Genomic DNA, 10,369 nt, shown 5'->3' with positions numbered 1-10,369 from the left:
TTATGTCCTAGTACATTTGGCGACAGCTATAGTTTCTTACCCAGCCAATAGGTTTGCATTTGTCCTTTACCCTTGATCTTGATCGCACCGCGCTCGATTAAATTAAATTTATGTTTGAGGATTTCGCAGGTTGCCGCTGACACTTGAATTTTGCCAACTTCGCTATGGGACTCCATACGACTCGCCACATTCACCGTATCGCCCCATAGATCGTAAATAAATTTTTGCGTGCCAATCACTCCCGCAATAACTGCACCCGTATGAATACCCACACGAATTTGCAACTGTCTACCTGTTAAATTGCGAAGTTCGGCAACTTTATCCACCATATCTAGTGCCATCGAAGCGATCGCCTCCGCGTGGTTTTCTGTAGGGATGGGAATGCCCCCAGCCACCATGTATGCATCGCCAATAGTTTTAATTTTTTCTAGCCCATAGGTTTCGCTGAGCTTATCAAAGCTTGAAAAAATTAGATTGAGAAGATCGACCAAATCCTGAGGTGATAGCTCTGAGGACATTTCGGTAAAGCTAACTATATCGGCAAAGAGAACCGTAACGGACTCAAAACTGTCGGCAATGACCCCTTGGGACTGCTTCAGACGATCGGCGATCGCTTTAGGCAATATATTTAATAACAGCCTTTCCGACTTTTCCTGCTCGGTATAGAGGGCTTCTTCAGCGCGTTTGCGTTCGGTAATATCATCAAGAACTCCCAAAATCCCAATAGTTTTACCATCAGCATCAATGATCGGTAACTTACTAATATCTAGCCAAATCGATTGCCCATCTTCATCTAGATTGAGTTTCTGTTGAATGACATGCAGTTCTGGAATATTTGATTCCATAATTTGGCGATCGTGCTGGCGAAAAATATCTGCCAATTGAAGATTCCCAATCAGATCGTAATCCGTCTTACCTACTACACTTTCTGGACTATCCAGTTGGGCATATCTTGCCCAGTTTTTATTGCATCCTCGAAAAACCAAATTCGTATCTTTCCAAAAAATCTGCTGCGGAATACTGTCAATAATTAATCGCAGATAGGTTTTCTGCTCTTCGAGTGCCTTCTCTGCCTGTACTCGCGCCGTAATATCCTGAAAGCTCCACACGCGCCCAATAATCTGCTCGCCTAATTTTTGCGGACGAGAATAGCGCTCTACGACCCTGCCATCGACTAGTTCAAGAACGTCATAGGTTTCCATTTCAGGATGGTGATAAAACTCCTGCGATCGCTGCATAAAGTCCTGAGGATCGCGCATTTGCTCCGCCAGAAACTCAAGTCTAAGCGCATAATCAGGCAACGATAATACTTCTTGGGATAGCGCAAACATATCCACAAACTGTTGGTTATAGCTGGTAATATGTCCAATTCGATCCACAGCCAAAATCCCATCCGCGATCGATTCAAATGTGGCTCTTTGTAAACTTAAAAACTGCTCAAGGGTAGATTCGATCCGCTTCCGCTCAGTGATATCTACACCAATAGAAAGAATCTCCAGCATATTCCCCTCCTCATCCACAATAGGACGATTTGACCAAGATATCCATACTTGCATTCCATCACTGCGAGTATTTTGACTTTCCTGAAACATATAGAGATCGGCTTCATTAAGACTCGCATTCATCCAAATTGGCAAATTAGATGTCTTAGGATCGGTAGTAACTGGAAAAATTGTTCCTTCGATATTTTTACCAACTACTTCATCTTCCCTAGAAAAGCCAAAAAAAGTTAAGCCATACTCGTTCAGAAATTTAATTTTGCCCTTAGTATCTCTCCTTAAAATAATGCAATTGGCGACTTCGACGAGGGTGCGATATTTAGCCTCACTTACTTTTAATGCCTCAGTCCTTCGTTCTACTCGACTTTCTAATTCTTCATTACTTTTAGCCAATGCCATAAAAGAGATCTGCAACTGCTCCGCCATTTGATTAAAAGAATCTGCGAGGATTGACAGTTCTCGGACGTTAGCAGTTTCGATCGGATGGTAGGGCTGACCGCTAGCAAGATCGGCAGATGCCGAGAGATTAGCGAGCATATGCGAGGCATCAATCAGTTTTTGAACGGGTTTCGCAATCCATTTTGATGTATAGAAACCCGTTAAACTCGCAAAAACTAGGGCTAAAGCACATAGCATGACTGTATTGCGCGTATTAATATCAATGCGATCGCGAAAATCCTGTTCTGACACAGCGACGATCAAAAGCCAGTCCAGCCCTTGCTCGCTTCGCAATCTAGCAATCTGGATATACTGAGTCGATCCTTCCCATTCCATTTGAATTTGCTGACGATCGGGAATATTCGCAGGGTTGGGATATTTTTGAGAGAGATTCTGAAAGATCGATTTTAATAAGGGATTTTGACTTTGAAGGGCATGAAGTCTCATTTGTCTACGATCTGAGATATTGCGATCTGAGATATTGCGATCTGAGATATTGCGATCTGAGATATTGCGATCTGAGATATTGCGATCTGAGATATAAGGCAGTTCTGAAGTTGATGTCGCGACAATGTCGCCCGATGGTTCGAGGATGAAGGCTTGTCCCGTTTTCGCGATCGTTAACTGTCTGAGAAAGTCACCAATTTGTGAAAGAGTTAAATCGATCGCTAAGACTCCCCGAAGATTGCCCGACTCCCCATAAATCGGCATAGAAGCCGTAATCCCTAAAATTGGACGCGCCACAAATAGATAGATCGGGCTCCAAACCGCATGACGGAATTTAACCGCTCCTCGATACCAGGGACGTTCTTGGGCATCAAAAATATTCACTTCGATTTTATTTAGCACCCTCCCAGCGTCATCTAAACGATAGATCGACTTTTGCCTTAATAGTTTGGAAAATGGCTCTAGGGTTAATTTGGTTAATTTAGTTGATGAAGAGCGATGAAGTACGAGAGCATGATCCTCCCTTCGTTCAATTCCTATAAATTCCCCTTGAGGATTGGTCGCATAGAAAAAATAGAGGATTTTTGATTGACGCATCTGTTGCCAAAGTAATGCATCCAAGCTATCTATATTTTCAAAATTCAGTTTTCCAGCCTTAGCGATCGCACCATAGGTCTGTAACACCTCTAAAGGAGTATCAAAGTATCCCCGCACATGGGTTTCAATTGCATTTGTTACTTCCAGCCCAATTTTAGGAGCTAGCTCCTGAGTCGCTTCGCGTCCGTTTTGGATCGATAACCACCCAGTTACACCCACCGCAGCAATCACCTGTGTTACAAATGGAACGATCAGTAATAGCTTTAGTGAAAGTTGATAGCGATCGTTGGAAGCCTTATCTTGGGAGAAAAAAGCAGGCATATAAGAGCTGCAAAAAAGTCTATACTGCCAATGATAAAGCGATCCCTACTTAAAATTACGAATTTACGCTTATTGGCGCAGATTATTTCCATTTTGACACCTTAACATAGAATTTTTATCGCCATCCTCAATCATTTAAATCAAGATACTTTTAAATCAAGATACTTTTAGTTTTCATTATTGAGATAGTCCATACATTATCTTTGTTCGATTATTATTTAAAATCAGCATACTCATTACAATTATTTAGGTTTTTCTCGGATTATTTGAGAAATAATTTTAAGTAATAAATCGTAAATATAGGCAAAATTTTCACAACAGACTAATTCTTCAATTTTAGAGATTTGACAAAAAATCCTTGCAAGCAATAAACACAAACATCAACCATTTAGAACTTTAGATTTTCAATTTTAAATTCATATATTGGATACTTGAAACAATTAATTTCGATGCTAAAATAAAATTAGGATTAGAAATTTAAATAAAGTGCAATATGTCTAATATTTCTCAATCTCAGTCTAAATCTATTAGTTCATGTATTAACTACATAAGTATTGGATACAAATACATTCATGGACGGAACAGTAAAAAATATATCGATCTATTTACTCAAATTGCTAGACAAGTCCTTGAGACTATTGCTAAATGCGACGCTCCCTATCATAACTTAGATCATACTTTACAAGTAGTTTTAACTGGGCAAGAGATCTTATATGGCAAAAGCCTTTGTGAAGAACCAATTTCACCTACAGAATGGATTGACTTCATAGTTTCTTTACTTTGCCATGATATCGGTTATGTGAAAGGAATTTGTAGTAAAGACAGTCCATCAGAACACAAATTTGCAACTGGAATTGGTAATGATACAGTGATCATCGATTCCAGAGCTACTGGTGCTAGTTTGACCCCATATCACGTCGATCGAGGCAAGCTATTTGTAGAAGAGACTTTAAGTAACTACGATTTAATTGATGTAAAAAATATTCAATTAAATATTGAATTCACAAGATTTCCTGTCTCCAACAAAGAAACCTATAAAGATACTATTAAGCTTCCTGGATTAGCAAGAGCGGCGGATCTAATTGGGCAACTATCTGATTCTACTTACCTTTCCAAATTGCCTGCTCTATTTTCTGAATTTGAAGAAGTCGGCAATAATAAAAATTTAGGCTATTCAAGTGCCAGCGATCTAAGAGCGGGCTATCCTCGCTTTTACTGGCATTGCGTATCGACCTATTTACATCATAGTATTCGTTATTTAGAGGTCTCGACTACAGGCAAGGCAATTTTGTTAAATATGTATAATAATCGAGATACCGTTGAGAAAGAATTAGAACGTCTATATAGCGACAATGAGAATATCTTCAATCGCCTATTAAACAATATAAAATGATTAAAATAAAATGATTAAAATCCAGTTATAGCAATTATAGCTACAATCACTTGTACTAGGACAAATCAAAACCCAAGAATTAATTGGCGGCGCTTCGCGCCGCCAATTAATTCTTGGGTTTTGATTTGTCCTAGTACATTGGCGACAGCTATATAAATAAGCCGAGAGAGGCTCTAACTTCGCTCTGTCATCGGGATGCTTTAGTCGAGCAAAGTCGAAGCCGAATTTTCTCGCAAATGTTAAGGATTGCTATAAATGATTTATTTAGGAAAGACTAATCAAGAAAAGGGAATCTTTTCCGCATTACGAGAGTAATAAAAACGGCTTAGTAGCTATTTATTTCTATCACCATAGCTTAAGTCCTAAAGCCCAAAATACAGGGTTACAGCTTTCGTATACCAAATTTTTCATTTGCATTCTAGTTTTTCCAGAGATTTGTTGAGACCTTCCCGAATAATGACTACGCAATTCCGTTGTAGCGATCGCTGAATGCGTGACAAAAAGCTACCTTATAATGGCAATGATCTCATGGGTTTATACGGGTTTATGAGGCGGGTTTATGAGAATTTAATTAAGACATCCTACTCAAGACATAGATTTGTTAGTACAATCCAAAATAGCCGCCGTAAAAATTGAATTACGTCCAAGCTAACTTAAGCCCTCTAGTATCACCTTTTCAGTCCATGATGAATAGCACCGCATTGCCCGTAAAACAAGGTTTGTACGATCCACAGTTTGAACATGATGCTTGTGGAGTCGGCTTTATCGTACATAAGTCAGGGAAAAAATCCCATGCGATCGTCGAGCAGGGGCTGACGATTTTGGAAAACTTGGAGCACCGCGGCGCTTGTGGCTGTGAGACAAATACGGGTGACGGTGCAGGGATTTTGATGCAGATTCCCCATAAGTTTTTGGTAAAGGTTGCCGCCGCCGCAAATATTACCTTGCCAGAGGTCGGTCAGTATGGCGTAGGTATGGTATATGCTTCGCCAGATTCAGAAACCCGTCAAAATGGAAGAAAAACTTTTGAGAGACTGGTAGAGTCTGAAGGTTTAAAAGTTTTAGGTTGGCGCGATGTGCCTACCGATAATTCGCCATTGGGGGCGACCGCGCAATCGAGCGAGCCATTCATGCAGCAGGTATTTATTCAGAGATCGCCCGATCTCGTTGATGACCTCGCTTTCGATCGCAAATTATTTGTAATTCGCAAGCTCGCCCATACTGCGATTCGCGCCACCAATATCGATGCCTATTGGTATCCCTCTAGCCTATCCTGTCGCACCATCGTCTATAAGGGGATGTTGATGACGGCTCAAGTCGGACAGTATTACGCCCACGATCTGCATGATCCAGATATGGAGAGCGCTTTGGCTCTGGTTCACTCCCGCTTTAGTACCAATACTTTCCCCAGTTGGGAGCGATCGCACCCTTACCGCTACATTGCCCACAATGGCGAAATCAATACTTTGCGCGGCAATATCAACTGGATGATCGCCCGCCAGTCCATGTTTGAGTCGGATTTGTTTGGCGATGACATTCAAAAGATCAAGCCCGTCATTAATATCGATGGCAGCGACTCTACCATTTTTGATAATGCATTGGAATTGTTAGTTCTTGCAGGGCGATCGCTGCCTCACGCGGTAATGATGATGATTCCTGAGCCTTGGACAGCCCATGAGTCCATGAGTGATGAGAAAAAAGCCTTTTACGAATACCATTCCTGTTTGATGGAACCTTGGGATGGTCCCGCCTCGATCGCCTTTACCGATGGCACGATGATTGGTGCGGTACTAGATCGCAATGGCTTGCGTCCTTCGCGTTACTACGTCACTAAGGATGATTTGGTAATCTTCGCATCAGAAGCTGGTGTATTAGAAATTGAACCCGAACGCATCGAATCGAAAGGTCGCTTGCAGCCAGGACGGATGTTCCTCGTAAATATGGAAGAGGGGCGGATTGTTGCCGATGAAGAAATCAAGCATCAAATCGCAACCGAACATCCATACCGTGAATGGATTAATCAGCATATGGTGGACATTGCCAATCTCAAGGATGGGGAAGCGACGGAAACCGAAGCGATTCCGCTTACACAACGTCAAATGGCGTTCGGCTATTCCTTTGAAGATTTGCGCTTGCTCTTAACGCCAATGGCACGCGATGGCGTAGAAGCTGTGGGCGCAATGGGAGCCGATACCCCCTTAGCGATTCTTTCCAATCGTTCCAAACTTCTCTACGATTATTTCCAACAACTATTCGCACAGGTAACCAATCCTCCCATTGACTCGATTCGCGAAGAGATTATTACTTCTGCCGAAACTACCATTGGGGCAGAACGGAATTTGCTCAAACCTGAACCAGAAAGCTGTCATTTGATCGAGCTAAAGACTCCGATTCTCAGCGATGCTGAACTTGCGAAGTTGAAGCATATTAATGAAGGTGGTTTTAAATCAGTTACACTTTCCACTTTGTTCGATCCTAAAGATGGAGTCAACGGACTAGAATCGGTGATCGCGAATATTTGCGATCAAGCCGATCAAGCGATCGCCGATGGCGTAAATATTTTGATTCTGAGCGATCGCGGTGTCGATCCTACCAATGCGCCCATCCCTGCATTATTGGCGGTATCAGGATTGCATCACCATCTCATCCGCACGGGAACTCGTACTAGAGTCGGTCTAGTACTCGAATCTGGCGAACCTAGAGAAGTGCATCATTTTGCATTATTGATCGGCTATGGTTGCGGCGCGGTAAATCCCTATCTTGCCTTTGAAACCATCAAAGACATGATCGATCAACATCTCTTAGTCAATGTCGAGTTCAAAACTGCGGTTAAAAACTACATCAAGTCGGCGACCAAAGGCGTAACCAAGGTTGCTTCCAAAATCGGTATTTCTACCATCCAAAGCTATCGCGGCGCTCAGATTTTTGAAGCCGTTGGCTTGAATCAAGATGTGATCAAGAAATACTTCACTTGGACAGCTTCCCGCATCGAAGGAGCGGATTTGGAAGTAATCGCCCGTGAAGCGATCGCTCGTCATACCCACGCCTTCCCCGATCGCCCTGCTAGCGGTAATACCCTCGATGTGGGCGGCGAGTACCAATGGCGCAAGGATGGCGAAGCGCATCTCTTCAGTCCTGAAACCATTCACGCCTTGCAAAAAGCCGTGCGCGATGGCAACTACGAACTGTTCAAGAAATATTCTGCCCTCGTCAACGAACAGAATCAGCAGCATTACACCCTGCGTGGCTTGCTCGATTTCAAATCCCGCGAATCGATTCCCATTGAAGAAGTAGAACCCATTGAATCGATCTTAAGCCGATTCAAAACTGGCGCGATGAGCTACGGTTCGATCTCGAAGGAAGCCCATGAAGCTTTAGCGATCGCCATGAATCGCATCGGTGGCAAGTCCAACACGGGCGAAGGCGGCGAAGATCCCGATCGCTACACATGGACAAACGAATTTGGCGATTCCAAAAATAGCGCGATCAAACAGGTTGCCTCTGGACGTTTCGGCGTAACCAGCCTCTATCTCTCCCAAGCCAAGGAGATTCAAATCAAAATGGCTCAAGGCGCAAAACCAGGGGAAGGCGGTCAACTCCCTGGCAAGAAAGTCTATCCTTGGATTGCCAAAGTCCGCCATTCCACCACAGGGGTCGGCTTGATTTCACCACCGCCTCACCATGATATCTACTCTATCGAAGACCTCGCCGAGTTGATCCATGATCTCAAAAATGCCAACCGCGCTGCCCGTGTCAGCGTCAAGCTCGTATCGGAAGTCGGCGTTGGCACGATCGCCGCTGGCGTTTCTAAAGCCCATGCCGATGTCGTGCTCATCTCTGGCTATGATGGCGGCACTGGCGCATCGCCCCAAACCTCGATCAAGCACGCGGGCTTACCTTGGGAACTCGGACTCGCGGAAACCCACCAAACCCTCGTTCTCAACAATCTGCGTAGCCGCATCGTCGTCGAAACCGATGGACAGATGAAAACAGGACGTGATGTCGTGATCGCAGCTCTGCTTGGGGCAGAGGAATTCGGCTTTGCCACCGCTCCCCTCGTCACCCTTGGCTGTATCATGATGCGCGTCTGTCACCTCAATACCTGCCCCGTCGGTGTGGCAACCCAAGATCCGCAACTGCGTGAGAAGTTTACAGGCGATCCCGCCCATACCGTCAACTTCATGACCTTCATCGCGATGGAAGTCCGCGAACTGATGGCGAAACTCGGTTTCCGCACCCTCGATGAAATGGTCGGTCGCACCGATATTTTAGAAGCGAAGCAAGCCGTCGAGCATTGGAAACTCAAGGGCTTAGACTTCTCGAAGATTCTCTATCAACCAGAAGTTGGCGAAGATGTCGGTCGCTATTGCCAAATTCCACAGGATCACGGTTTAGATAAATCCCTTGATATGACTCTGTTGTTAGATTTATGTCAAGCAGCGATCGTTGATGGCGAACCTGTTGAGGCAATAGTTCCCATTAAGAACATCAATCGGGCTGTCGGTACAATTCTCGGCAACGAAATCACCAAGCGTCATTGGGAAGGATTGCCCGATGATACCGTACATCTCCATTTCCAAGGCACGGCTGGTCAAAGCTTCGGTGCTTTCGTTCCCTCTGGTGTGACGATGGAACTCGAAGGCGACACCAACGACTACCTCGGTAAAGGACTAAGCGGCGGGAAAATCATTCTCTATCCCCATAAAGCTTCGACCTTTGTCGCGGAAGAGAATATCATCGCTGGTAATGTCGCCCTCTACGGCGCAACCAGTGGCGAAGTCTACATTCGCGGCATCGCTGGCGAACGCTTTGCTGTACGAAACTCTGGCGTAAATGCCGTAGTCGAAGGCATCGGCGATCACGGCTGCGAATATATGACTGGTGGTAAGGTCGTTGTCCTCGGCTTAACAGGACGGAACTTCGCCGCAGGTATGAGTGGCGGTATTGCCTACATTCTCGATGAGGCAGGCGATTTCGCAACCCGTTGCAATACCTCAATGGTTGGCTTAGAAAAACTCGAAGATCCTGAAGAAATAAAGGATCTGAAGCAGTTGATTCAACAGCACGTTGACTATACGGAGAGTGCGATCGGTGAGCGAGTTCTCGCTGATTGGAATGCGATGCCTCCTAAGTTCGTGAAGGTAATGCCCAAGGATTACAAGCGGGTATTGCAAGCGATTAAGGAAGCCTTGGAAGATGGTTTGAGTGGTGATGATGCCCTCAACGCCGCCTTTGAAGCCAACTCCCGCGATGTCGCCCGTATCGGTGGCAGCTAGATAACAAGAGACAAGGGGCGCAAGCCCCTTGTTTTTTATGTGATAATTTAGGTATTAAAAACTTGATCGAATAAACACCAAGTTTATGAGTACCCCTGTAACTATTGAAGACATCTATAAGTTATTCCAAGCTTCTCAAGAGGATTATGATCGCCGTGCTGCTGAAGCCGATCGCCGTGCTGCTGAAGCTGATCGCCATATGGTAAAGCTAGAAAAAACAGTTGATAGAACTAGTAGGCAGTCAAGTAATTATTGACGGGTAGAGGCGAAGCAATTTAATGCGAGCATCAGCAGTAGTAAATTGCCAATTGACTTTACAAGAGAGAGAATTCCTGCGATTTTCCCAAGCCGAGACTTCCTGAATCAAAAGCTGTTTATCAGGAATACGACGGTCGAGA

At 44.3% G+C, this 10,369-nt stretch carries 4 protein-coding genes and 3 pseudogenes; 4 read left to right on the top strand and 3 right to left on the bottom strand.

From position 1 onward, the window contains the following. Positions 1–26 precede the first annotated feature (26 nt). On the bottom strand, positions 27–2,135 hold the full coding sequence (locus AC805_RS27355) for an adenylate/guanylate cyclase domain-containing protein (protein WP_369122832.1): 2,109 nt from the start codon (positions 2,133–2,135) through the stop codon (positions 27–29). Between the two features lie 122 nt (positions 2,136–2,257). On the opposite strand from AC805_RS27355, the gene AC805_RS27350 reads away from it, so the two are divergent. After that, positions 2,258–2,533 (top strand): pentapeptide repeat-containing protein, encoded by a 276-nt coding sequence (locus AC805_RS27350; RefSeq protein ID WP_369122831.1) that lies wholly within the window; start codon positions 2,258–2,260, stop codon positions 2,531–2,533. Here the strand turns inward: AC805_RS27350 and AC805_RS27345 are convergent. Continuing rightward, a pseudogene (locus AC805_RS27345) lies at positions 2,445–2,981 on the bottom strand (cache domain-containing protein); the annotation flags it as partial. The gene AC805_RS27350 and the pseudogene AC805_RS27345 sit on opposite strands and share 89 nt — an antisense overlap. Before the next feature lie 814 nt (positions 2,982–3,795). On the opposite strand from AC805_RS27345, the gene AC805_RS12145 reads away from it, so the two are divergent. From AC805_RS12145 to AC805_RS26840, 3 genes and pseudogenes are all read left to right on the top strand, one after another. Continuing rightward, positions 3,796–4,695 (top strand): hypothetical protein, encoded by a 900-nt coding sequence (locus AC805_RS12145; protein ID WP_055075687.1) that lies wholly within the window; start codon positions 3,796–3,798, stop codon positions 4,693–4,695. Positions 4,696–5,381: 686 nt separating this feature from the next. Beyond that, positions 5,382–9,971: a glutamate synthase large subunit gene (gene gltB / locus AC805_RS12140; protein WP_055075686.1), complete on the top strand. Its 4,590-nt coding sequence runs from the start codon at positions 5,382–5,384 to the stop codon at positions 9,969–9,971. Between the two features lie 85 nt (positions 9,972–10,056). After that, a pseudogene (locus AC805_RS26840) lies at positions 10,057–10,209 on the top strand (DUF3782 domain-containing protein); the annotation flags it as partial. Between the two features lie 3 nt (positions 10,210–10,212). Here the strand turns inward: AC805_RS26840 and AC805_RS26835 are convergent. Beyond that, positions 10,213–10,369, bottom strand: a pseudogene (locus AC805_RS26835) (IS630 family transposase); the annotation flags it as partial.

The sequence above is a fragment of the Pseudanabaena sp. 'Roaring Creek' genome (genome assembly GCF_001402795.1).
GTDB lineage: Bacteria > Cyanobacteriota > Cyanobacteriia > Pseudanabaenales > Pseudanabaenaceae > Pseudanabaena.
Note: the sequence above shows the minus strand (reverse complement) of the source record. Positions and strands in the feature narration are given on the sequence as shown.

Bases quoted from the DNA above. Each gene is read 5' to 3' on its own strand.
- AC805_RS27355 (WP_369122832.1), bottom strand. From the start codon at position 2,135: ATGCTATGTGCTTTAGCCCTAGTTTTTGCGAGTTTAACGGGTTTCTAT.
- AC805_RS12145 (WP_055075687.1), top strand. From the start codon at position 3,796: ATGTCTAATATTTCTCAATCTCAGTCTAAATCTATTAGTTCATGTATT.
- gltB (WP_055075686.1), top strand. From the start codon at position 5,382: ATGAATAGCACCGCATTGCCCGTAAAACAAGGTTTGTACGATCCACAG.